Here is a 25,600-nt window from a genome sequence, read left to right on the forward strand (position 1 = left end):
AACTTAAACAGCAAGCCTTCCACCCAAGCAAAGAAGGAAAACTTCAATTGCAACAAGAAATACTTCCGCTATCCGCTGTACCAGAATTATCGTTTGACCCGCTAATCTCGCAGCAATACTTACCATCAGCTAACAAAGGCGTTGCTGCTAGTCATCTTGCATCCGTGTTTGAACGCTATTATTATTCCAAAATTCCCGCTGGCGCTGACGTCGAACAGTTGTTACAAAAGTTGCGAAGCTCCTCGCTCGTTGAAGAAGCCTACTTAAGCAAAAAACCAGAATTAGCCAATGCGCCTATATCAAACACAACACCTGTCCTTCCAGACAACGATCCGCGCTTCTCTTTACAAAGTTATGCTCAAGCAGATCCTCTAGGTGTTAACGCTCCGTATGCTTGGCAATTTGAAGGTGGAGATGGCAAAGGTATCAAGTGGGCCGATGTCGAGTGGAATTGGGCTTTAAATCATGAAGATCTAGCTGCTCACAACATACAACTTTTGCCAGGTGGCGCTAATGATGGAGATGGTAGTCACGGTACGGCTGTACTCGGGGTTGTATCCGCGGTTGACAATGCTATCGGCAATATTGGGCTAGCAAACAAAGCAACGCCAATTGTATCCTCATTAGTTCGTTCAGGTGGTACAGCAGAAGCAATTTTAGCAGCCACACAAGTGTTATCTCCGGGTGACGTTATTCTGCTCGAAATACAGATCGGTTATGGCGGTCCTTGGTTGCCTATCGAAACACAGCCGGCAGAGTTTGATGCAATCCAATATGCAACAAGCTTAGGTATTGTCGTTGTAGAAGCGGGAGCCAACGGTGGTGCTGATCTCGATCAGTACAAGCATTGGGACAATAAATATATCTTCAATCGGGATCTCCCAGATTTCAAAGATTCTGGAGCAATACTTGTAGGAGCGGGTTCATCAACTGCACCTCACTACAGACTCGGCTTCAGCAGCCAAGGCAATCGAATCGACGCTTACGGTATTGGCGAGAACGTTGCTACCTTAAGTTCAACAAGTACTGCTTCGACAACTGGTTATACCGACCATTTCAATGGAACATCTTCTGCTTCACCTGTCGTTGTAGGTGCGATTCTACAACTTCAAGGAATCGCTAAAGCCAAATTCGGCGTGCCGTATTCGCCAGATGAAGTTCGTAGAATACTGAGATGGTTACCGTTCAATACCCCGACTTCCGACATAGCAAATGATAGAATTGGTACCCTACCTAATTTAAAACAAATTATTACGAATTTACCTACCCCAGGTGCTGTGCCTAACGATACAGTAGCACCACTAGCACCAACCAATCTAGTTGTTAATACTACCAATAACACAGTTAACTTGAACTGGACAGCTTCTACGGACAATGTTGGTTTGATCGGCTATGACATTTATGTAAATAACGATCCTTTTGCTAAAGCAAGATCGACTAGCAACTCTGCTACGATCAGTGGATTAACAAGTGGTTCATATACGTTTACTGTCAAGGCTCGGGATGGCTTTAGTAATTTGTCTACGGCAAGTAACTCGGTGCCGGTGCAAGTTGCCGCCTGCCCAGCTCCATGGAGTGACTCTTCCACTTATGTTCAAGATCATATTGTTTCTTATAACGGAGTTAAGTATCAAGCCAAATGGTGGACGCAAAATGAACGTCCAGATCTGAAAAGTGGTCCCAACGATGTTTGGACTGTGCTCGGCCCTTGCTAAAAAAATAAGAACTTGATTAAATAATAGAGAGGTAGGGCACATCCGTTCCCTACCTCTCTATTATTATCTTCGATAACCCCACTTTAGTTCTGTAAGTGAACTCCAATTACAAAAACAATTGTCTTAAATAAAATATTTATATGGCGTTCTGGATTACACATGAAATAATAGATACATATTCTACAGGAGCGTTTAGCAAGCGCAAACTCGTTTTTAGGAGGACTCTTGCCCGCGGAGAAAGCGTACTTTGTACCGCTTTACGCGCTCCTTTTTGGGGTGAGTATCTGCTATACTGTAAACTATGATGATTATTGCGGGATATCATTTTCAAACGGGATTGTAAACCAAAGTAAAAGATAGTTGAGAGGCAGTTGGATGCTTGTCAGCCGTTGGTTCAAGTGAAAGTTGGCTAAGTTAAAGAGTAATTAAGTGTTTTATTGAATGGTATAACGTTTTGAAAGGAAGAAAATATGATCTATTTTACCGCGGACTTGCATTTTGAACATGACAAAATTATTAAGCATGCGCATCGCCCTTTTCGCAGTGTGGGAGAAATGAACCAAAAATTAATTCAAAAATGGAACAAAAAAGTATCCTATACGGATGAGGTATACATTCTGGGTGATGTGACAATGAAAGGCGGGATGGTGGCTAATCATTATTTATCACAGCTAAATGGAACGAAATATTTGATCAAAGGGAATCACGATAACTTCGTTGATGACGAACCGTTTGACCAAAGTCACTTCGTCTGGATCAAAGATTATTATGAATTAAAACATGGAAATCATCATTTCATCTTGTTCCATTATCCAATCCTTGAGTGGCATAAACAAAGACATAGCTCAATTCAACTGCATGGGCACATTCACTCCGATATTTCGTATAACCTGGAAATGCTTGAACAAGGCATTAACCGCTATGATGTTGGCGTGGACGCGAATTTGTATGCGCCTGTGAGTATGGAAGAGATCTTGAAGACTTTGGACAAGTGAGAAGTTTGAGAAAAATAGTTGTTCGCAACCAGTCCTTTAAAACGTATGATACGCTTACTGCATGAAGTCTCCTAAATGAAGGTTGCCTTATGATCAGGCGCGAGGAAAACAATCGAAGTCGCTTCAATTGTTCGCAGCGGCATGCCGTTCCCATTGTTCAAATTATTAACGTTTCGGATCTAAGCTAGCAGGTCTAAGCTGCTGTACACGGTGGAGATACTGATATCTCGGGATAGATGCCTTTTACCAGCAAGAAGATTGATGATGTGATCTATTATCAAGGCTTTTCCATGTTATCCTGCAACACCAGTGAGCTCATAAAGCGAACAAAGAGGCAGCCGGATCTCGGGTCCACAGCAATATCCACATCGATCCCGTACACTTCCCGACTTACCTCTTTCGTCCTATTTTCGATAATTAACGTAATCACATTGTTCTCCTCTTAAAAATATACGGTAGCATCTCTAACAACCGTTCACGTGTGATGGGATCTTCATAATTCCATATAGCATCTATATAATGAATCTTACTGGAAGTTAACTTGGCTATAACCTTGATCTGTGGGCAGTGAGCAACTGCTTGCAATTCTAAGGGAGAACCCAAGATGAAGTTGCGATCTCCCCTGCTGCAACTACACGTTCTTTATAAGGAAGCGCTGAGTTGAAGGGAACAGTTGGAGCAATTTTCGACAATGCCTTTTTTCGGCTAGCTGACTGTAAGTATTAATAATTAGATCGGGTTCTAAGTTCATGATCAACTCTAAGTCACCAGAATTTCCAGCATCATTACGTTTCGCACCCTTTTGACAAGAGCCATTGCTTTATAACATCAAATGCCTGTTGTGCATCCTGTTCGTAGAAGACGGCCACCTCTTGCTGGTAAGCATAATTCAATCGTACATAGCCACCCAGTTTCAGGTAAAACAAAAAGCAAGTATATGGGGTCTCAATCGACAAATCCGGTGGAAAATCCGCTTGGCACATTCCGGCCAGCTCGGGCAGCGAAAGCTGATTCTGCCCTGATGGAAAACGCAAAAAGAGATGGTTCCGAGTTCCCGTCCACGGTTCATAATAGACGGCCTCCTCTTGGCTGCTTCCATACACCTGACGGTATATTTCATCCAGAACCAAGGCGTACATGCCATCGTCTTCCTGATCCCGTATCTGCAGGGAAATCGTCTTTATGTGCTCCGCATGCCGAGGCAGCCAGAGCAGCCCAGCCGTCTGAGGATGTACCGCCAGGAAATCACCGTCCATCGTTGTGCCTATAGCGTTACACTCACCGATCTGTTGCTCAGTAATGGGGCTATCTTCGTCATGCTCCCATAACCCGTACTCGGCAAAGGGTTTTAGCACCTCCGAATCAGGCAATTGGACATTGATCCATCCTCTGTAAGTCCCTTCACCAAAGCGCTGCAAAAAGCGAAGGTAGCCTGGTGGATAAATAGCAGCATCTTCCTTCGCCAGCAGTAGGTTCTGGCTCTCAGACAGCGGCTTTTGCTGAGATACGATGTACATGAATACTCCCCCTGTCTTTCAATTCGCTGATGGATTTCAAAAAATGGACATGCAAGACTCCATACCACCGTGGCCACAAAACCCACAGAATTGGATTAGTTACCATTCATAAAAATTTTCCTTGATCATTTCCTCAAATGAATCTGCTAATAACTTGATCTCCCCGGTATCGTGATAACAGATGCAAACCTTTCCTGCTTGATTAATGATAATCGGGTCGCCGGACCCATCCATGGAAATGACATAACTGGTTCGTAAAACATCTGCAAAGGGAAGTTCCTTGCATTGCTCTCGGAACTCCAGCGTCAAATCGACAACCGTTTCATTTCCGAGACTAGAGCCATTTGAGAATGCATGTATCGCAAGACCAGCATATGCTCCCCCAAAGGTCTTGATAAAGTGGACGTAATCCTCATGAAAGATTACATTCAGCCGCTGCTGAGCCTTAACAATTTCCTCTTGGCTCGCCGGCATGCCTACTAGTGTTCTATGATCTTCCCGATGAAGAAAAAGTTTTAATCTCTCCATTAACGCGTTTTTCATAGGTTATCTCCTTCCCAGACAATGCTGTTTCAGGATAAACTTCGTCTGTTTTTATTGGAATCTCATATCAGTGTGACTTGGCTACGTGTAAAGCCATCCATTCGCCGGATGATTTCCAGGCTCTTTTCAAGCGATGCATAAGAATGCTCGATCGTGTTCGCTACAGCTCCATTCCGCTGTTTCTCATAAATGGTGATCACTGGTCAACAACCCTTTACCATATGTAACTTGCTAATCCCACTGCCCGCTCCTTATCTCTTTGATGTCAGTATTCGCGAGCTGCATCGAACCAGCATTGAGCCATCTCCTCCGTTATAGGCTGGCCAATCAGGTGATCAGACTGGCTGAGCTGCCATACAGCTTCGCCAAGGTCTTCTCTTTCTGTGGTTTCGATGCCTTTGAGGGTATTGAAACGTACGGTAAAAGCGGTAATGGCTGCTTCGGCATCAGCAAGGCTGCTGGCTTGGGCCAAGGATGCCTGTGCAATGTTATAAGCTTCATTAGCCAGTTTGGCAAGACGTTTAGGCCAAGACGAGAATGGGCGGCCATATTCGGTCATCCACCACGCAGGTTTTCGTAACTGGCTCACTGAAGCATGACCGGTCCACGGACGGGTTTTAGCGCGTGTTTTCATTTGCTGCCTTAGGCGCTTACCTGTGGCCTCTTCCACATTGTAGGCGATAAATCTGTCAAGCAACGGCCATGTGTCCAAGGAGGGCAAGTCCTCCAAAACAGGCATAAAGCGCAGCTCCAGATTCGTTAACTGGGCATGACGAACCAACAAATCCATGTCACAGAAGTTCCCCCACAAACTGAGTGAGTCAAGATTGGGGAACCGGTCCAGAGAGTCCAGCGAGATAGGCTGTCCCAGCGGCGTGTTTTGCAGCGTCAGGCTCGTCACCTGGTGCAATTCACCAAGGTCAGGCAATGTGAAAGGAGGATCATTCTTGCGTCGACTGGTGCGTGGCGCTAGTGTCAGTGAAGACGGCATATTTCCAGTGGCCGATAAGCGTAATAGATCGCCAGACACGCTCAGGCGGTAAGATCCCTGTGGAAGCTTCAAGCTCAGGCACCCTTCGGTCTGGCCCAGCTCAATATGCAAGCCATGTATAATGGATTGGCTAGCGTCCACCACCGTATCGGCAGACAGGAGCGGAGTCCACATCATCTCTTCAATGGGACGTTTCTGCGCCCAATCCAAGAAGCTCGCGTCACTACCTGAATAGTACAGAAATCGCGGCCAAGGCGAGCCCGCCGGCGTAGCAAAGGCATCGAATACGGTCCAATCGATGCGTGCGTCTGGTACGACGTGGAGGTCCACCTTTTTTCCCAATTGCGACGGTCCGATAGATAAGCTGCCCACACCGGGACGAATAACAAGAGTGTGGCTGCGAGGACCCGTCAGATCAATCGGATAACTACCGTTTTCTCTAACAGAACTAGAGGGTTGAGCTTGGTTATCATTTGGCACTTCCGTCATCCTTTCTTCTACGCTTGATTTAGATGCTCCATTTTTGAAAACCATAATTGAATAAGCAATCTTGTATTTTTGAAATTCCTCTGCTGACATCAGTTGATCTCTCAATTGCCCCATGCACGTTCCATCTCAATCTCTTGATAAAACTAGCTTCATTCACGCTTCTTTAGACAAATTTCACACAAAATAGGAATCCTCAAACTCAATAACATCGTCAGTATACGAAAAGTGATTGGCCTGGAGTCTTATTGATATTCCGTTGGAGAACTCTTCAAATGAGTTTGCAATCACCTCTTGATAGCTCATACCTGGGTGATATTTAAAGATTTGTCCCGAGATGCCGTTTTCCCCCCCCTGATCTAAATCCAAAATTAGACACGAGGATGCTTCAAAATCGGTAAACGGAATCCATTTTTTGCTCCCAATTAGAGGTTTGATCCGAGCTTCGTCGATCCATTCCACCTGCTCCTCGTCCTCAAACAAATCATTCATCATGGACCATGTTTCGATGATATCCGAGATAGACATAAAGGAGTTATAACCGATAAAAGGTACTTGCTATTGTTGTCCGTTCCATGTCGACAGAAAGTTGCGAAAATGAATTGGTAGTTGAACGTTTAATGTACTTTCCTAAAGGATTAGTTCTTGCTCCGTAGCAGGAGGGTTAACGGTAGAATAAATCGATTGCGATATCGTTTCAATTTGTTTTAGAATACTTCCCCATACGCCGTTAGCCATGCATGGTCCACCGCCACTTTTAAAATTCATATTTCCCAAATCTATTTCTGAGAGCTTCTCCGTATGGTATCCACTCCGAGTCACTCCATAAAGACAGATTTACAAGCTCCGACAGCTTATCTACGACTTGTGCTGGGCTATTGATCTTTATCAAAGCGTCAAGATCCTCATTACGGATATCCAACGCTTCTCGCAGGTAATCATCATTAAGTCGCTCTTCTTTGAGTTCATATTCATCCCTCGCCCACTGTTCGCAAAAGATTCTTTCGGCCTGGATCTCTCCACCCTCGAAAATCGACAACTCGAATATTTCCTCATTTATATACCCGGCGGTCATCACCGGTCCCTCGATAAGTCGGGACAACGTAATGCCGATCTTCTTCACAGTCCCCCATACGAAATAATCGTGGAGAACGCTGATCCAGTCCTCATTGCTTTTGCATACATACATAACAACTTTGGTCACCTGAGCTTCATTTTTACCTAGTGCTTTGAGATGCGCCTTACTTAACTCTCTTAATACTTCGATAGTCTGCTCAAGGTTTTTCGACCTGATATGCAAATTTGCAAATGATCTTCCCACAGGTAACCTCCTACGACTAAGGCTGTTTTATGCTCATTACCTAATCTAGTAGCCCTATATAATTAGTATCTTATATTCATTATAGTGATCGTTTGTCCAAATTCCACCTACTTTTTACCTGAATTATGGAAATATGTACGATTCACTCCTCATACAATCAAAAGGCGCCCCATGGGCGCCTTTTGTCTTGCACACCTGTTTTATTTGAGCATTTGATATACTTGCTCAACATCCTTATCCCCACGGCCAGACAGATTGATGATGATAATTTGATCCTGGCCCATCATCGATGACAGCTTCTTTGCGTATGCAACCGCATGCGCACTCTCCAGGGCAGGAATTATTCCCTCTGTGCGGGACAGCTCCTGGAAGGCCTCCAGCACTTCCTCATTGGTGACGGTTGCATATTCAGCCCGGCCCGTCACTTTCAGCTGGCTATGCTCCGGCCCAATGCCCGGATAGTCAAGTCCTGCTGCAATTGAATAGGTCTTCTTAGGCTGGCCTTCCTCGTCCAACAGCACTAAACACTTGAAGCCATGAATGATGCTCGGTACACCTTCGGTTAAGGATGGCGCTTGATCGGGCTCAACACCAATCAAGCGAACGGTCGGCTCGTCAATGTAGTGCGCGAATGCGCCAATCGCATTGCTGCCGCCACCTGTGCAGGCCACTACCGCATCCGGCAGACGTCCTTCTTTCTCCATAATCTGCTGCTTTGATTCTTCGCTAATAATCGCCTGAAAGTGCTTGACCATCGTCGGAAACGGATGCGGCCCTACTGCGGAACCTAGCAAATAAAACGTATTTTCATAGTTGCGAACTAGATCGTCCAGCGCTTCATCTACCGCATCCTTCAGTCGACCTTGGCCTTTATGAACCGGTACAACCGTCGCTCCGAGCAGCTCCATTCGAAACACGTTAAGCGCCTGCCGGCGTGTATCTTCCGCTCCCATGTAAATGACACATTCCATATTAAACATGGCGCAGGCCGTTGCTGTAGCAACGCCGTGCTGTCCGGCACCAGTCTCAGCGATAATCCGTTTCGCGCCCATCCGCTTAGCGAGCAGGATTTGGCCAATAGCGTTGTTGATCTTATGCGCTCCGGTATGATTCAGATCCTCGCGCTTTAAGTAAATCTTCGGGCCACCCCAAGCTTTGGTCAGCCGCTCCGCATACGTCAGTGGATTCTCGCGACCAACATATTCGCGCAGGTAATAGCGAAGCTCTTCCTTAAAATCAGTGTCGTCTCTAAACTTGTAAAATTGCTCGCTCAAATAACTCAACACTTCCTGCAATTCTGGCGGGACGAAGCTGCCCCCAAACTCTCCGAAGTATCCCTCTTGCTGCAATTGTTGGTCCATAAGTAAAGCCCCTCCACCAATCGAAATAGAAATAGAAATAGAAATGGAAATCTACACCTAGCATTTTACCATAAATTACTTCAGGTCTGAATTGCTCTTGACCTCCCTACAATGATATTTTAATCTACGTTCTATGCACTTTTGATAAATACATGCCTAGTTCTTGCCATTCGTACAATCAGGTTTGTATGGAAACACATGACGGTTTTTTTACTTCATAAAAAAAGTTCCTAAATTTCTTTAGGAACTAAACACATTTTTCTAAATTAGAAGGATGTACCGGATTGAAGCTAGTTAAGCCTCTTCCAATAGACTTCTCAAATAGCGAGAACGAAGAAACAAGAAGTAAATGGACCACGCTACTAGAAATAAAAATATAATACTCGTTGCGAAACTTCCTATGGAAGTGGACACTCGTGTTTGTAGCATTTGCAGTGCAAATACGGAATGTAGTGCTGCGAGTATGACAGGGATAAAGAAAAGGATCGCTAACTGTACCGTGATAATCTGATTCACCTCGCGGTTAGTCATGCCTATTTTCCGCAGCTTTCTGTACTTCCCTTTTTCCTCCTGAACATCGGTATAAAAGCGGAAGTAAATAAAGCTTCCAGCCGCAATAAAAAACACGATACTGATAAATGTCCCCACAAAGAGCATTAATTTGTAAGTTAATTGATCCGTCTGGTACCAGTCCGGTGATGAACGATACTTAAACGCACTCCAATCGGTTCCAATTTGGGCATTAATTTTTTCTGCTGCTCTCGATGCCTCTGTCCAATCCGGAACTAAATAACCGTAATAAACTCCTTTGTTTAATACAGAATCCTGTTTCTCGAAATCTGCATCATTTAATACATACAATTTTCTATACGAGCCCTCTGGAAATAGGTTGTCTTGGACAGCATCGATAATCCGAAGTGAATTGTTTCCCAAGTGTACGGCTTCATGCTCCTTAATCGTTATACGGGTATTTGCTTTGTTCGTCCACACGGGGACTTCAATAGCTTCTCCAGTTTGTAACTGCAATGGTTCGCGGTTCAACAATTCCGCAATCCGATTATAACCTTGATTGGATATTGCTCCGGTCTTCTGACTTGAATCGCTGTCGATCTCTAGGAATGGTACCGAGACTGTCGTATACAACAGCCCTTCTTCAGCTAATATTGAGGAAATGATAGCAAGATTTTGATCACGGTGAGCATCGGAAGAATAGGAGGAATAATTGAACGGTATCGGATAGCTCTTCGCGTATTCCTCGTCTACCGACTGATAAATGGCAAAAAAGGTTGCCATTGTCGTGAATGATACCGTGCAGGTAATGGTGATAACAAACAATAATCGAGCGTTATCTTTCATACGATAAACCAAGTCTGTAATCCAAACTAAGTTCGTTTTGTGAAAAAATAATGGTGGAAGGGATGTCAATCGCATTAAGATAAATACACTAAGCTGAGAATAGAACAGGTAAGTTCCTGCCGAAACCAATAGCGCGATAACGCCCAAGTCATAAGGGATCGCAAATTCTAATACGACAATGAGATAACCTGCTGCAATCCATATGAATCCTGTTATGGAGAGCCATAAAGATGCTTTAGGTGGATCTTTCGGCTTTCGATTCCCTTTAAGGAGTTCAATGATCTCCTTAGATCTCACTGCAAACGGGGCGAGCTTAGAGATCAAGCCAAATATGATTAGAAAGCAGGTTATTGTCAAAATAATCGCTTTCACTGGCATGTAAAATTCGAGTTCTGGAACTTCCAGAATCATCGAAGCGAACATTAAAAAATATTTCGATAAAAAAAGTCCAGCGGTGATTCCTGTCACCATTGCTGTAAGCCCAATAATGATATTTTCCCATGAAATCAGTCGATTCAATTGCTTGCGTGTAGCACCTAACATCATCAACAAACCAATTTCTTTTGATCGCATCTTCAAAAAAGACCCCATTGAATACAGGATAAACAGTAATGAAAATATGGAGATCGCAAATTCTCCTGCAGACAGAACAGCATGAACGGGGCCGGAAGTGAAACTCTCTCCGATCTTAGGATGAAACAGGTTCACAGCAAATAGAAAAAAGACCAATATGGAAAAGGTGCTGCTGAGAAAGTAGGCTAGGTATGCTTTGTAATTTCTTTGTACGTTTTTAATTGCGAATTGTCGAAAAGTCACGAGAATCGCCTCCCATAAAGGACAACACTTCCATAATGTTGCCATAGAAGTCGTTCTGTTGTTCCCCCCGATAAATCTCGTTATATATAGAACCATCGCGAATGAAAATAATTCGGTCGCAATAACTCGCAGCTGTTGGATCATGAGTAACCGTTAATATTGTTGCTCCCATTTCGCGATTAATATTGCGCAACAACTCCATTACAGCACGAGATGATTTGATGTCCAAGTTTCCCGTTGGTTCGTCTGCAAGTACTAATACCGGTTCATGAATGATGGCTCTTGCAATGGCTGCACGTTGGACTTGTCCTCCCGATATTTCATAGGTACGCTTGTCGAGAATATCAGTAATCCCCAAAATTGGAGCAATTGCGTTTAACCGTTCATTCATTTTCCTTACAGCTACTCCGTCCAGCGCTAATGGCAGGAAAATATTTTCCCGTAAGGTCAACGTATGTAATAGATTGAAGTCCTGAAACACAAAGCCTAGTTCGCGGCGCCGAAACACAGCCAATTGCTCAGATGGTAGTTGATGTGGTTCTTTTCCATTGATGACAACCGCTCCAGTGGTTGGATGGTCAATTGTCGAGACGACATTCAACAGCGTTGTCTTTCCGCTCCCCGATGGGCCCATAACGCCAACAAATTGACCTTTCGGTACGATGAAATCTATAAGTTTTAATGCCTGGCAAGACACTTTTCCCTCATAAATTTTTGATATTTTACTGATTTCCAGCATATTCATGTGTGAACTCGCTCCTTTCTTTCCTTACTCTAAGGTTATAAGAAAGGAAGGGATGCCGCTATCGTTCTAAATAACATCAACATTACAAATCAGTCACCTTGTCGAATCAGGATGATAGGGCAATGGAAAATCAATCTTGACTTCCGTTCCTACTCCTAAAGAGGATTGGATCGAAACCTTGTGACCTAACTCATCACAAATTTTCCGGACGAGATATAAACCGATGCCCGTGGATTCACCATATTTGCGTCCGTTGGCACCAGTAAAATACAAGTCAAATACTCTAGGAAGGTCTTGAGGGGAGATGCCTACACCTTCATCGTTTACGGTCAATGTAATGAACGCTCCTTGTCGACGTACCCATATCCTGATCTGACGATTTCCACCATCAGAATATCGGATGGAATTGGTAACCAGTTGCGTCAGTACAAACTTCAGCCATTTGCGATCCGAAAGAACGGTGGCATCCCCTTGCACATCGGCTGAGGGGAAGATGTGTTGGTGAATAAAGTGACTTTTCAAGTCGTTAATGACTTCAAACACCAGCGGCCCTATGGGCACCGTTTGAATATAGAAATCCTGTCGAAAAGAGGACATTCTTGACAAGGTCAGAATCATATTTAACTGGTACTCCATACGGGCGATCTCCATTTGCATTTCCTCCGCCCCCTCCGAGTCCTCACGATCCTGAACAATCAGATGCAAAGCGGAAAGCGGTGTTTTGAGCAAATGGACAAAACGATTCATAAAATCAATCTGCTCCTGTTTTTCCTGTATGGATCTTTCCTTTTCGCTCTGCAATAACTGATATTGCCTTGCAAGTCCTCTCTTGAAAGTATGAAGCAACGGTGCTGTAACGTCCATTTGCAAAAAAACCTTTGCATCTTTCAAATCGGGAATATTGCTCAGCCACTTATAGCCGCCGCGTCCAGCCACATAACGGAATATCAGATAAATCAGCAGCATAAAAATACTCACTAGAAAGAGATACACGATATTGCTTGCAACCATATTTACATCCAACCAGCGAAATGTCGAATATAAAAATATAAACTGTATGATATGAAGTATGATATAGGAAGTATTATCTTTAATAAATAACTTCACTCTTTGGCCACCTCGTTCCAAGAGACATTCAAACGATAGCCTAACCCCTTGACGGTTTCAATGGCATTTTCTATTCCGAGTTCGGTGAACTTCTTGCGTAACCGGGCTACATTTACATTCAGTGTGTTCTCGTTAATGAATTCTTTTTCGTCCCACATCCGTTCAAATATTTTCTCCCGCTTTACCGTACGTGGATACTTGTGGATAAGAAGGTCTAGAAGATCACCCTCTTTTTTCATAAGTGATATTTTCTGCTGTCTGTAATGTAGTTCTGGACGTTCTGGGAAAAATGTTACTCCATAAAAATGAACTTGCCGTTCGGTATCAGCACCTCCGATTGATAATTCCCCATACGAACGGCGGATTTGACTTTTCACTTTGGCAACGATGACATCATAGTAAAAGGGTTTAGTTACAAAATCATCTCCACCGTACTCTATTGCCATCACCTGATCCAATTCTCCTGTTCGAGCAGAAATAAAAATAATGGGACAAGGTGAAATTTTTCGTATTTGTTTGCACCAATAGTATCCATCAAATTTAGGCAGATTCACATCCAGCAAGACGAGATGAGGCATGATTTGTTCAAAGGCTTGATCTATGGCATCAAACTGCTGTGTCACAATAGGTTGATATCCGTATTTGTCCAGATGATTGGATAGAAGCTCGGCAATTCGCTGATCATCTTCTACAATAAGAATCCGGTACATAAATCCTCCCCCTCCACACGCTTGGGTCATTTTGAATCCGTACCAATTGCAGGTTATTCACTACCATTATAGATGAAATTGAGCAGACTTTGTAAAATAACGGAAACCATCTCATGTGTTGAGGCTTAGCTAATAAATAAAAGTGCCTGTCCTGCAATACCTTATAGCAATTACAACGCCTCAGTATACAAGTTCGTAGCTGTCATAATCGCGAATAAAACGGCAGCGCTACCGTTCATTCTCATAGTTTAATAACAAGGGTTATTGGCAAAAAATAAGAAGGAGCTTATCACGACGTGACAGCTCCTAAAAATCTAATGGGTTAAAATAAACAAGATTCTGTTTTCTCCGTTCCCTTAAATTGTGCTCTACGATGTGCTAAGCAAAGAAGGCCATACCGAAATTTTCTCACGGCAGGAAGGACATAAAGTTTCCCCCGCTAAATAAGGCAGGTGTCCAGCCAATGTTTGTTCTCCAATCGATGCGGCACGCTCCGCTAATGTCCGTATTTCTTCATCTACAAATGACGTGACCGGAACAATCACATGTGGTTCCTGACCTGTGTGAAAGACGGGGTCGCGTTCATAAGCTTGAAGAATTCCTGCACAATCTTCATTAGGCCAGATGAATACATCTTGCTCGCAGGCAGGACACACGGCCACATAATCATCACCTTCACTAAATGTCATCAACATGTTGGCAGGGAGATATGAGCCGCGATAAGCAGCATCCGCAACAAGAATGTAACGCTTCTCGGTATCATCTATGGATTGTTGGGCAGTGTAGGCTAATACTTCCTCTGTAAGCGCTCGGAGCTTGCCAATTGCCTCTACATAGTCACCATATATTTCCGAACAAACGGAGCTGCCCACATCCTCAGCTAGTTCAGCCCAAGATGCCGGGAATGGCGCCTCATCCCGCTCACCGCGGCTTACCTCAATGATTCCGCAATTGATATACAGCTCTTTGCGCACTTCTGCATCCGATGTGGAGCATGCCAGCTGTGCCAAATATGGCATCGCCGCGTAGGTAGCCGTATATATCGTATTTTGATGGAACAAATACTCCTGAAAGAGTTCGTCAAAAATCTCCTGGCTGTATTCCTGCACTAGCTGCTGCAATAACACAGGCGCGTTGTCTGCAAAACCGTACGCTCCTGTAAGTTTTCCCCATACATCGCTATTCCACTTTAGCAAGGCTTCCCTCCGTTCCACATTAACAACTTTATCCTTTCTACTAATTGTATCACAAACAAACACTAGACTTAGTGCCTAATACCTCTACACTTCCCTCTTAACTCACCAGCTATTCTCTGATTGCCATAGACAGACTTGTACATTTACAATAAGAAAATGACAAAGACTAAAGTCAGATTGACAGGAGGAGGATATTAGATGCCGCAATTAATTTTTAGAGGAATTCCAGCCGAGGGCATACGTGCAATTAGCATCCCTCTCGTAGAGGAAATGGCCGCAATATGCCAATGCGGAACGGATAATTTCACTTTAGAGTGCCTGCACGTCACCGCTATATTCGACGGGAAATATACCGATTCGTACCCTTTCATCGACGTATGGTGGTTTGAGCGGGGGGACGAAGTGCGCGATAAGATGGCAGAGGCGATCGATAGGCATGTCCGGTCTCTCGGTATACCTGATTTGGAGATTTCCTTCCGGGTTGGCCGCGAGGACAATTTTTATATGAACGGACGCCGTTATGATTCCTAGCTAATAACAATGCAAGTGGTGACAAATACGAGACCTCCAGCACGTTGATTCTATCCTTGTCGCCTTGACATAGAATACCGGATACGCCTAGACCGTTTACAAGCAAGTTGCCGACAACTCGGTCAATAAATTATTATTTAGTCGCGCAGAAAGCAATTAACTGCAACAAATCCTGAGGATCACATATTTGCTGCACCGAAGCTACAAATTAGTAGACCCGGTATACACAAGAAGGCGACCCTTATTTGGATCGCCTTTCTAGCTTTCAGAAATAGTTACAGTTGCTAAATACGAAAATGTCCGAGATGCTGTTCATGACGGGAATTTTTCAGACTAGATTCCCAGGCTTTCCGATCTTCAAATTATTACTTGTTCTATATCATCACATTTTTCACTAGTCGGCTGATATAAAGAGTGAAGCTTGTATTCCTTTAAACTTGCTCGTACCCAAAACCGTTGCTGTCACTTGTGGTACGGGTCACCGTTACTAATCTTCAATTTATATGCCCATTACTTCAATGAAAAAGGCAGCTGATTGTTTGACCAGCTCATTGTTCAACTATCGTGTCCTGATACCTCAATCGACATTACGCGCCTGGTCCTACAGCTAGAATTGTCTCGGGAAGACAAAAGACGGCAGCCCGCAGCGTAGATACAGAGTTATGTGAAGCAGCATCTCACCGGAATACGAACTTAAATTCTCATATTTCACTTCTATAATTTATTCTGTTACCTCGTTATGTTCCTCGTCTAGCTGCACTATTTCTATGTCATTAATATCAGTATACACCCCGAATTTATTATTTTTCCAAGAGGTTTCGCCTAATGCCTTATTTGCAAACTTCATGAATAATTCCATATGTTGAGTATTCGCGAAATTACTGAGTTATCCTGCCCGGTTGCTTAATCAGTAAGTTCTGATTACAACTTTCAAGATTTTTGACCTCCCCCTGCCATCTGTCAGAAATGAGTTCAAGTCCTTGCCATTTGGTCTTAACAAGAACCTTATCACATAAATAAAAAAGCCGCGATTCTCGCGGCGAGTAATGAAATAATATTCTTGTCAAACGACATTTTTAACATAAATAAGAAGAAAAACAAGCGCTGGTGGCTCACTGTTGTAGACTGCCAGGACAGGCTGTATCTATATACCACTCTTTATTTTATTTTCTTCCAATTCATACCATTAGAAGAAATTGCCACTTCCTTCGCGTTATAACCGATAAACATTTTACCTGATTGAATGACTTCCATCTTATTCATAATGTTTAATTTCGTTTCTTTCCAGTTCAGCTTATCTTTGGACGTTAATAATCGAGTGCGTATAACTCCAGAGCTGTACCAGTATTGTGTAAACACATAATACTGGTTATTTAGCTGAAAGATAGGCGTACGATAATCATCATTACTGTACTTATGAAAAATAGCTGCACTTTTCTTGAAATTAAAAGTAATTCCATCCCTTGAGGTCAATTGATTAGAATACATGTCAAATAAACTAATAATTCCTTTGTCTATTGGCTGCTCTTCATATACATAGTAATTCCGTTCCGGTACGAATTTTCCGGTTGCTATATCGGTCGTATTCCAAGTATAAAACAGCTTTTTGTTTACGGCTCCGGATCGAAGCTTCCAATTAATTAGGTCCGAAGAGGTGTAAACAATAAGCTCTGCTCCTACATCGTCCTTTGGGTTAACCAAAAAATGATTGATTTCAGTTGTTTTTTTGTAATTATAATATGAATGTCCGCCTGCGATGGCTGAATACCCGCTTCCATTCCACCATATAATTATGGGGCTACCCGTCCATAGGATATCGTTGATAGATCCCTTCTGAACCCAATTTAAACCGTCTGGTGAAGTAAATACATATACCTTATTCGACTTTTCACTTGTTGCCAACAGAATCCGAGTACCGTGCACGATCTGGATGTTCCCGATCCCAAGCTTTAATCCATTATCTGCTTCTAAGGTGAATGGCGTCCAATTCACAGCATCGGTAGAATAATAATGGCTTTCTCCATTAAATGTGTACGAATTGGATAAATAATATACACCTTGGACAATCCGAATCTGATGGTATATAGCAGATGAGGGCAGACTACGAGATACCCACGTTTTTCCATAGTCTCGAGTGATGTTTAAGTATTTATCTGATATGGTAAGAATTTCTCCTTTACCATCTGCAGTGATACTATTGATCGCATCTTTCGTCGCGCGTTGAAAAGCAACTGGAAATGTAACAACTTGCTGAGTTGTATTCAAGTTTAACTCTTCAGCACTTGCCGTATCGGAGTTACTAGACATGGAGATAATCACTATTACGATTGAACTGATAATAAAATAAATCCATTTGTTAGTTTTCATTATTTCTCCTTCTGTAAAGTATAGTTATTGGGATAAATTGAGTCATTATTATACATTATAGGATTTTCTTATTTATGAACAGATAAACACATCTAGTTATTACATATATAGGGTTTCATAATTGTAATACTTCGCATTTTCATCTTGTCAAATTGGTAGTCTATGTAACTAATAAATATCCTATCCACTAAGACGTCATGCAAAAGAGCTACCATGCGGCAGCCCCTTCATTTTAAACATCTGTAACCACACTTGTAGTTCCATAATCTTATCGTTTTGCTTTATCATTTTTTCTCACTAAACTGAGACGGACTGGTTTCACGGATGTGGAAAAGGATATCGAACTGTTCCGACAGAGATGCATTAAAATACTGCGGCCGATCAGGGATGATTTGAGCGATGCCGTCAAAGAACGGCTGCTCTTTTTGTGCCCATTCCTTTGCCTGATCCTTAAGATTGCGAACATCCAGCATAAACATTTCATATGGAACTTCGCCAAACTTATAGTTGGAGCTGTTCACGTCCTGCTGAATCGTATCTGTCGCAAGCTTGCCTTCGCTGAAGGCGGTGAATTTCCCCTTGGTTGTGGTAGTTCCGATGGCCACATATTGATCGCCAAAGCGCTCGTTCAAGAACTGCCCCGCCACTTTCGGGTACATTTCCTTATCAATTACGCCTTTTGCTACATGGATATTATGTCCCCACACCATCGTTTTACCGCCAAATGCTTGCTGGGCCCATTCTGCATGATCGGCTAAGTATTGATCGTGCAGCGTTACAATCTGTGCATAATCGCTAGGAATCATCATTGCCGTGAAATTCTCGATCACCTTAGCCGTCCCCTTCACCCATACAAGCTCGGATGTGGCATTTTCATTGTTCATCTGTTCCGTCTTATTTTCGAGCAATTTTACAACTTTGGCTGCATTCGCATTGAATTTCTTCTTCTTCTCAGGTGTAAGCTTCATATATTCCGGCAAGCCTACAGCCGCAGCTGGTAACTCCTTATAGCTTTCCTCGACTTCGGACAGTATTTCAGGATGATGCAGTTTCACATAGTCAATCACTTTATGAAAGACAGCTGGCTCAAAAGTCTTCAAGTCGAGTCCGATAAATTGGATTTTCTTCTCGTGTGCTGGGTCAGCGTTATAGTCCTTCATCCATTCAACCATCGCAACAATCTCATCGGCTGGGTACAGCAGCTTCAAAAATTCTCTTGGATTCCCCTTTCCTGTGTGGATATATTCATTCAGCTTTAAGCCATTGCCCCAATCCTCTTCGATTCCGAAATTCGTAAAACCCATCTCGGTAACTAAAAACTTGACGAGACGAAACTTCATTGTAAATATTTCAGAACTTCCGTGTGAAGCTTCTCCTAATCCCACATAATTGGCGTTCCCAATCATGTCTTTGAACGGCATCATATCATCGAATGGCTGCATAGGATCGATCGTCTTTAGCGCCTTTGCTTGTGAATGAATTGACTCAACCACACTCAACTTGACAGGTTGAGCGACTACGGTAGGTTCCACCTGTTTATCCTCCTTCTTCTCCCCACACCCTACAGCCAGCATAGATGCTCCAATCATGATAGATATCCCTGCATATACCATTTTCTGTTTCATTTGTTTCCACCTTTTCTCGTGTTGTAATATTGTTCACTGGTACGTTTTCTATTTTATTTTTTAAATCTCTCAATTTTCTAACTTGATTCTTACGAAATCATTAAGTTATTTCTGAATGTAGGCACACCCTAATCATAGGTCCCTTTTCAATGCGAAACGAAGAACATTACAACTAGGAAGAAAGCAAGATCCGATCAACGATTATCTTGAATTTAAAGGCGAGCACGCACAAATATCGCTCCGCAAGAAAGAGAATAAACGAATGCATTGGTTGCTTTTAATCAAAATTTAATAATTGTTTTCGGTTAAATAAGTTCCATTTTAGATGAATATGGTAAAATATAGATCGAAAGTTTTAAGTAGTATAATTTTAGGGGAGGAGGATTTCATCCAAAATCTAAATAGGAGGTGTAGCAATGATTACACGAAGCAAAATGATGGCTTTGAGTCTCTGCTTTTGTATGCTGCTCGCTTTATTACCTACATCAGGTAACGCCAAGGCAGAGGTTAATGTCGCAGGTATGACAGATGCTGTACCGAATCCGTGGAAGCAGCAAAATATCGGTTCTCCCGCATTAGCGGGCAGCGCTTCCTACGATCCGGGGGTTGATCAATTTACTGTAAGCGGCGCTGGCACGGACATCTGGGGCAAGTCAGATCAGTTCAATTATCTCTATCAGCCCTGGACGGGAGACGGCGCTATTATTGCCCTTGTCTCTTCTCAGAGCAATTCACACGATTTTGCGAAGGCAGGAATCATGATCAGGGAAACGTTGAATCCCAACTCCAAACATGTCGATTTGCTATTAACGCCTTCCAACGGGTTCACGTTCCAATACCGGACTGACACGGGCGGAACATCTCAGAGTATTAAAATTGCTTCGACGAGCCCGGCCTGGGTAAAGCTTGAACGCAAAGGCAATGTGATCAAAGGATATGTATCCAACAACGGGTTGAACTGGGGCGATTTGGGCAACTTGACTCTTAATATGAATGCTTCGCTGTATGTTGGATTGGCTGTCACCAGCCATAATGTATCCAACTTAAGCACGGCCACCTTTGACAAGGTAAAAGTCAATGCCACCGGTGATGTATTCCCCCCTACAGAACCAACAAACTTGCAAGCAAACCGTATAACGGATACAACTGCGAACATATCCTGGACCGCATCGCTGGATGATGTTGGGGTAAAGGGCTATGACTTATACAAAGATAATGTCCTGACACAAGCGAATGTCAAGGATACTACCTACACCTATACCGGATTAACACCAGATACCACCTATCAATTCACAGTCAAAGCTAAAGATGCGGTAGGAAATATATCCAATGCCAGCAGCCCTCTCACCGTGAAGACGACAAGCCAAACCGATACGCAGGCCCCAACTGCTCCAACAGGACTTGTAAGCCCAAGCAAAACATCTTCGTCAGTCAATTTAACCTGGACGGCATCTACAGATAACGTAAGCGTCTATGCGTACGACATTTATAAAAATGGCACACTCGCCGGAAACACGCCTGCGACATCTTTTAATGCAACAGGACTTACAGCAAATACCTCATATACCTTCACCGTTAAAGCAAGGGACTTAGCAGGAAATATATCTGCAGCTAGCAATGCGTTGTCTGTCAAAACGAGCCCCGTCTCTTCCGATCCTTATACGCCAGAGGTTGTCGCTAACAACTTGGAAACACCTTGGGCTGTTGATTTTGCCTCAGATGGGCGGATTTTCTTCACCGAACGCAACAGCGGCAGGGTTCGTGTCATTGTGAATGGGAAGTTGAAATCCACGCCTGTCATTACGCTGGGTTCGCCTTTCTATTACATGCCTAAGAGCGAAGGCGGCTTGTTGGGCCTCGTCCTCGATCCAAATTTCACCACCAATCATTATATGTATATCTACCATTCCTACAAAACATCAGACAACAAAGTTGCCAATCAGGTCGTTCGGCTTAAAGAGAATAACAATATCGCTACAGTAGACAAAGTCCTGATTACGAATCTTCCAGGTGCGGTCTATCACAATGGCGGTCGGCTGAAAATAGGTCCCGATAACAAGCTGTATTTCGCCGACGGCAATTACGGTAACAAAGACGATACACTTACTTATCTCGGCGGGAAAATATTCCGACTGAATTTAGACGGCACCATTCCTAGTGATAATCCGTTTGCCTCCTCTCCCATTTATAGCCGTGGACACCGGAATCCTCAAGGATTAGCCTGGCAGCCAGGAACAAATCGTCTCTTTGCATCGGAGCACGGTGAATCTTCTAAAGATGAGATTAACTACATTCAACCCGGCAACAATTACGGTTGGCCTAAATATGAGGGTGGAAATCAAAATCAACCAGGGATTACACCTCCGCTCATTTATGCGAATGGCACAACATGGGCGCCTTCGGGTATGACTTTTGTAACTCAAGGGCCGTGGTCAGGGAACCTGCTTGTTACCAATTTAAAAGGCAAACAGATCATTCGTATGATCATTGGAGAGCAGAACGGCAAACCGACGATCAAGAGCAGTGATCTTACTTACTTGTTTGTGAATAAATATGGACGCATTCGCGACATTGTCGAGGCACCAGACGGATCACTCTATTTCGTTACCAGTAACAATGGCGACAAAAACGGTGACGGCAGCCCGGATAAACTTATTCGATTAGCACCTAACTTCTAGCGAATATGAATTATACGACTTGGCCTGCTTAAGCTTCTAGATTAAGGATAGACCTCTTATAGCAATAGGGGGTCTATTCTTCATTCATCTTGAAACGAGCAGTGTAATTATGAAATTCACAAATTATTCGCTGATCAGCATTATTGCAGTTGTCATTCTTTTGACGGGATGTGAGAGTGAATCGAAAAGGAGTTCTCATTTAGAAAAAGAGGCATGTTGTCAATGAGCAGCCATCATATAAAAAATAGGTATCACTCGCACAATTAGATTGCACAATTGATACCTATTTAATATTGAAATTTTCAGTGGCCTCGTCACGATGTATGCTAATTACATCCGTTCTTCAAGGCATGTTACGTAATCTTAAATATTAAACCAGCGCAATTCGCCGCCCTTTAGCTCCAGTTCAAAGCTATTGCCATTCGCATACACCGTGGTGTTCCGTGGCTCAGGCGTATTGTTGACAACGCAATACGTGCCTGTTTCTGGATAAACATGAATTTCCGTATGGGCATCCGAACTAAACCAGTTGTGCAATTCGCTATCTTTGCTGCATGACCACAGTAGTGCACGATGTAACAAACGGGCGTTTTCCGCACTATACGGTAGTCCACCAATATAGACGCAGCGACCGTTAAAGTAACTATTAACAGCTAACTGCACCTCTTTATCCTTACAAGTTAGAATATCAGCGCTAGTCGCATATACATTTTTCTTACCTTCACCAAAGTTAATGTCACCATCCATATCAGCGGTTATAAAGTGAGACGGCTTGACGTCCCAATTGTATTTATCGTAACCGAGGGTGAACCCGCGTTCTAGCTCCACACCTAGAGCATCGCCTAGCTGGAAGAAGCGCCCCTGATGTTGAGCAGCGGAAGGTTCGCCAACACCGATAAAACCGCCGCCACCAGCAATAAATGCGCGGATTTGCTCAACAATACACGGATCTGTCCAGTTATCGCCGCCGCCATGAGCGGTGCCAGCGTCACCGAAGTTAATAATAACGTCAATATCATCTAACAACTGCGGCTGCTCACGAATGTCGTCAAAGCTTATGAACGAAACATCGAACGGAGCGCCGCTCAAAATTTCTATAATACCTGCATAGCTGTAGTTTTGTTTCTGATACAGCGCATGATGCACCATGTGGCAGCCCCAAGAGCGCATTTTCCCCCAGCTATTCAAGACGGCAACTTTAGCTAAGCAGAGCGGCTTCGTGCGCGCCTTCTCATATAAATCGCGGAATTCATCCGCAACTTGCGTTACATAATCAACAAAGTCTGGGAAGTCCAGCGCCAGCTTCAAGTAACCGCCATAGCCAATACGATCTACAGGTTTACGCAAGACCGCACGTCGTGCTGTTAACCAGTTCTCTTGCGCTTCTGCCGTTGGATTGCCACCAGGATGGAACGTATCCGGGAAGAAGTATGGCAAGAAGCGCCCTTCTGTATATTTCACCCCAGGAATGTCGCTAATTAGGCGCAGTGTCGAACCATTACCGACGCTACCGACGACTGCATCTAGCCCGATGGATTTAAACTCATCCATATAAGGCTCGGTGCCAATAAAATGGTCACCTAAAAACATCATTGCTTCGCGACCTTCTTCATGGGTAATATCAACGAGCTCTTTAGCCAACAGCGCCACTTCGCGACGTTGGAAAGCCATAAAGTCCAAGTATGGTTTGGATGGAATCCGATACTGATTGTTGTAGTAACCTTCGTCAATAATATATTCCGGACGGAACTTATAACCAACTTCACGCTCGAACTGTTCGAGAATATAAGGACTGACGCTAGCGGAATAGCCGTACCAATCCACATATTTCTCTCGACGCAGTTCATCGAATATGAGGGTGAATTGATGGAAGAACGTTGTGAATCGTACTACATTTACATAAGGCTTGTCTCGCAAAAATTCACGCAGTCTGCCTTTAGAGAAATCCTTTGTTTTAGGCTGACGTACGTCAAACGTAATTTGTCGTTCGAAATCTTTCCACTCATTTACGACGGCGTTGTACATATGAACGGGATCCCAAATCAGATAGGCTAAGAAGCTCACACTATACTCATGGTATGGTATCGTGTTTGTAATGATTACCTGTCCACTAGCTTCATCATAACGCCAGAGATTGGTCGGTACGACCTCGCCAGTGGTGCGATCGATAACTTCCCACCAGCGGTAAATATCATCGCGGCTGTTGACTTCTAACAAGTCTTCGCTAATCCCCTCCAATAAACGAATGGAAAGTTCAGTATCTGTAGCAACAACAAATTTCGTTGAAATATAGCATTGCTGTACTTCGTCAGGGTTTGCCTTCGCCCAATTGTTGTCTTTGCGGGTTGTATAGTAAGTAGCGTATACTTTCGCTCCACATTCAGCTAGCTCTTGCGGAAAAGTTGTACCGTCTGCATCACGCACAGCATCTGCGCCCCACAACTTCATCGTTTTCAGCGTTTCTCCTACGATATCAAGATCGGTAGGGATGGTAAGGCGCCCGCTGCTTTGTTTGTTCTGGTTCTGATCGACCATTTGAATATGCTCCTTCCAAATAACTGATTGTTGATTACATCATACTCAGTGAGAAAGAGAGACCCAAGGACGGATTATGACCTTCCACGGGTAAAATTTTGACCTTTCCTACAAAAAAAGATATAGATCCCCCTGCTCGCTGCAGGTTACGATCTATATCTTTTATTCGCTCACTTTACTTCATAGCCATAAGCTTCAATTTGCGTTAGTGCAGGGAACGGTGACGGGTCAGCAGACTTGATTAAGTTCTTTACTGTCAGGGACTCTACCTGACGCGGCGTAAGCTTAATGACCTGCTTTGCATTCGTTTTTGCTAGATGAATCGTTTCACAATCACCATTGGAGAAGCAGACGGTTACTTGCTCCCAATAGTTATCGTGTGGGAAGTCCGCTCGCAACGTAAGAGCGATGCAGTCAATTTCTACAGTGCGCCCAAATTGAACGCTCATTTCAGCGTCATCTTGTTGGTTAATGCCCCACGACTCAAATGGCCATGCCCCATGACCTGCATTAAAACAATTACCATTAATGGCATTGCGTGCGGCAAACACGGACTCTCCACGTGTTTCCACATTCGCGATCGCATGCGGATAACAACTGTCATTCTCATGTTGGTCGAACGGATTAAGGGCTACATTTTTGTAACTGGAGATTTCCGCCGCAGTCGCTAGACGCACGCTAAGCGCATGGATGTCCCCACTGTATGATTTCGGATTATAGGAAATTTTCTTCTCTCCACATGGAATAGTAAGTCGATAGCAAGTTGTCGCTAAATATACGAACGTTTCAGGCATCGTATCATCAAGCTGCAACATGACATATTGATTAGGATGCTCGTTCTTTACAACAATTTGGTCACCTTCTTGATAAGGTTGAAGATATACAAGCTGAGCTTGCCCCTGATCAGTTGTAGTGGCCAATACTCTATGATTTACATCATGAATTTCAATCGTAAACTGCGTTAGTGGTGTCATAAGATGATCATCTCTTTCCTTAATTTATATT

The 25,600-nt window shown here is 43.5% G+C and carries 22 protein-coding genes; 4 read left to right on the plus strand and 18 right to left on the minus strand.

Annotation, left to right across the window (positions count from 1 at the left end; translation table 11 throughout):
• Positions 1–47: 47 nt before the first annotated feature.
• On the plus strand, positions 48–1,715 hold the full coding sequence (locus QP775_RS04795; RefSeq protein WP_285104046.1) for a S8 family serine peptidase: 1,668 nt from the start codon (positions 48–50) through the stop codon (positions 1,713–1,715).
• Positions 1,716–2,185: 470 nt separating this feature from the next.
• The gene (locus QP775_RS04800) at positions 2,186–2,710 is read left to right on the plus strand and encodes a hydrolase (RefSeq protein WP_285104048.1); all 525 of its coding nucleotides are present in this window, start codon (positions 2,186–2,188) and stop codon (positions 2,708–2,710) included.
• 277 nt (positions 2,711–2,987) lie between these two features.
• Here the strand turns inward: QP775_RS04800 and QP775_RS04805 are convergent, their stop codons facing one another.
• The 14 genes from QP775_RS04805 to QP775_RS04875 form a co-directional block, all read right to left on the minus strand.
• Positions 2,988–3,140, minus strand: coding sequence for a hypothetical protein (locus tag QP775_RS04805; RefSeq protein WP_285104050.1), 153 nt, complete (start codon positions 3,138–3,140; stop codon positions 2,988–2,990).
• 355 nt (positions 3,141–3,495) lie between these two features.
• Positions 3,496–4,227, minus strand: a complete 732-nt coding sequence (locus QP775_RS04815; protein ID WP_285104052.1) for a hypothetical protein — start codon at positions 4,225–4,227, stop codon at positions 3,496–3,498.
• Positions 4,228–4,326: 99 nt separating this feature from the next.
• The gene (locus QP775_RS04820) at positions 4,327–4,770 is read right to left on the minus strand and encodes an SMI1/KNR4 family protein (RefSeq protein WP_239331310.1); all 444 of its coding nucleotides are present in this window, start codon (positions 4,768–4,770) and stop codon (positions 4,327–4,329) included.
• A gap of 62 nt (positions 4,771–4,832) precedes the next feature.
• Complete coding sequence (locus QP775_RS04825; protein ID WP_285104056.1) at positions 4,833–4,970, minus strand: hypothetical protein; 138 nt, start codon at positions 4,968–4,970, stop codon at positions 4,833–4,835.
• A gap of 65 nt (positions 4,971–5,035) precedes the next feature.
• A complete protein-coding gene (locus tag QP775_RS04830; protein ID WP_285105707.1) occupies positions 5,036–6,250 on the minus strand; it encodes a hypothetical protein in 1,215 nt (404 codons plus the stop codon).
• 174 nt (positions 6,251–6,424) lie between these two features.
• A complete protein-coding gene (locus QP775_RS04835) occupies positions 6,425–6,793 on the minus strand; it encodes an SMI1/KNR4 family protein (protein WP_285105709.1) in 369 nt (122 codons plus the stop codon).
• A gap of 84 nt (positions 6,794–6,877) precedes the next feature.
• Positions 6,878–7,015 (minus strand): hypothetical protein, encoded by a 138-nt coding sequence (locus QP775_RS04840; protein WP_239331312.1) that lies wholly within the window; start codon positions 7,013–7,015, stop codon positions 6,878–6,880.
• Positions 7,005–7,568 (minus strand): hypothetical protein, encoded by a 564-nt coding sequence (locus QP775_RS04845; RefSeq protein ID WP_285104058.1) that lies wholly within the window; start codon positions 7,566–7,568, stop codon positions 7,005–7,007. The genes QP775_RS04840 and QP775_RS04845 overlap by 11 nt, the downstream gene beginning before the upstream one ends.
• 200 nt (positions 7,569–7,768) lie before the next feature.
• Positions 7,769–8,929 carry a tryptophan synthase subunit beta gene (trpB, locus tag QP775_RS04850; RefSeq protein WP_285104060.1) on the minus strand — a complete coding sequence of 387 codons (1,161 nt, stop codon included), beginning with the start codon at positions 8,927–8,929 and terminating at the stop codon, positions 7,769–7,771.
• A 294-nt stretch (positions 8,930–9,223) separates the two neighbouring features.
• Entirely contained in the window at positions 9,224–11,101 is a 1,878-nt protein-coding gene (locus QP775_RS04855) for an FtsX-like permease family protein (RefSeq protein ID WP_285104062.1), read from the minus strand.
• The gene (locus QP775_RS04860) at positions 11,076–11,846 is read right to left on the minus strand and encodes an ABC transporter ATP-binding protein (RefSeq protein ID WP_285104064.1); all 771 of its coding nucleotides are present in this window, start codon (positions 11,844–11,846) and stop codon (positions 11,076–11,078) included. The genes QP775_RS04855 and QP775_RS04860 overlap by 26 nt, the downstream gene beginning before the upstream one ends.
• A 93-nt stretch (positions 11,847–11,939) precedes the next feature.
• Positions 11,940–12,953, minus strand: coding sequence for a sensor histidine kinase (locus QP775_RS04865; RefSeq protein ID WP_285104066.1), 1,014 nt, complete (start codon positions 12,951–12,953; stop codon positions 11,940–11,942).
• The gene (locus QP775_RS04870; RefSeq protein ID WP_239331324.1) at positions 12,950–13,663 is read right to left on the minus strand and encodes a response regulator transcription factor; all 714 of its coding nucleotides are present in this window, start codon (positions 13,661–13,663) and stop codon (positions 12,950–12,952) included. The genes QP775_RS04865 and QP775_RS04870 overlap by 4 nt, the downstream gene beginning before the upstream one ends.
• Before the next feature lie 368 nt (positions 13,664–14,031).
• Entirely contained in the window at positions 14,032–14,859 is an 828-nt protein-coding gene (locus QP775_RS04875) for a hypothetical protein (RefSeq protein ID WP_285104069.1), read from the minus strand.
• A 198-nt stretch (positions 14,860–15,057) separates the two neighbouring features.
• Here QP775_RS04875 and QP775_RS04880 point away from each other — a divergent pair, with 198 nt between their 5' ends.
• Positions 15,058–15,390 (plus strand): DUF1904 family protein, encoded by a 333-nt coding sequence (locus QP775_RS04880; RefSeq protein WP_285104071.1) that lies wholly within the window; start codon positions 15,058–15,060, stop codon positions 15,388–15,390.
• A 1,158-nt stretch (positions 15,391–16,548) separates the two neighbouring features.
• Here the strand turns inward: QP775_RS04880 and QP775_RS04885 are convergent.
• Together QP775_RS04885 and QP775_RS04890 are read right to left on the minus strand one after the other, a co-directional pair.
• Positions 16,549–17,757, minus strand: a complete 1,209-nt coding sequence (locus QP775_RS04885) for a hypothetical protein (protein WP_285104073.1) — start codon at positions 17,755–17,757, stop codon at positions 16,549–16,551.
• 284 nt (positions 17,758–18,041) lie between these two features.
• Positions 18,042–19,382, minus strand: a complete 1,341-nt coding sequence (locus QP775_RS04890) for an erythromycin esterase family protein (RefSeq protein ID WP_285104075.1) — start codon at positions 19,380–19,382, stop codon at positions 18,042–18,044.
• 416 nt (positions 19,383–19,798) lie between these two features.
• Between QP775_RS04890 and QP775_RS04895 the strand changes: the two genes are divergently transcribed.
• The gene (locus QP775_RS04895; protein WP_285104076.1) at positions 19,799–22,060 is read left to right on the plus strand and encodes a PQQ-dependent sugar dehydrogenase; all 2,262 of its coding nucleotides are present in this window, start codon (positions 19,799–19,801) and stop codon (positions 22,058–22,060) included.
• A gap of 363 nt (positions 22,061–22,423) precedes the next feature.
• Here QP775_RS04895 and gnpA read toward each other — a convergent pair whose 3' ends face one another.
• Positions 22,424–24,595 (minus strand): 1,3-beta-galactosyl-N-acetylhexosamine phosphorylase, encoded by a 2,172-nt coding sequence (gnpA, locus tag QP775_RS04900; RefSeq protein WP_285104078.1) that lies wholly within the window; start codon positions 24,593–24,595, stop codon positions 22,424–22,426.
• A 170-nt stretch (positions 24,596–24,765) separates the two neighbouring features.
• Positions 24,766–25,569, minus strand: coding sequence for a carbohydrate-binding protein (locus tag QP775_RS04905; RefSeq protein WP_285104080.1), 804 nt, complete (start codon positions 25,567–25,569; stop codon positions 24,766–24,768).
• Positions 25,570–25,600: the final 31 nt, after the last annotated feature.

Source organism: Paenibacillus sp. UMB4589-SE434 (assembly GCF_030226685.1).
In the GTDB taxonomy this organism is placed as follows: Bacteria; Bacillota; Bacilli; order Paenibacillales; family Paenibacillaceae; genus Paenibacillus_B.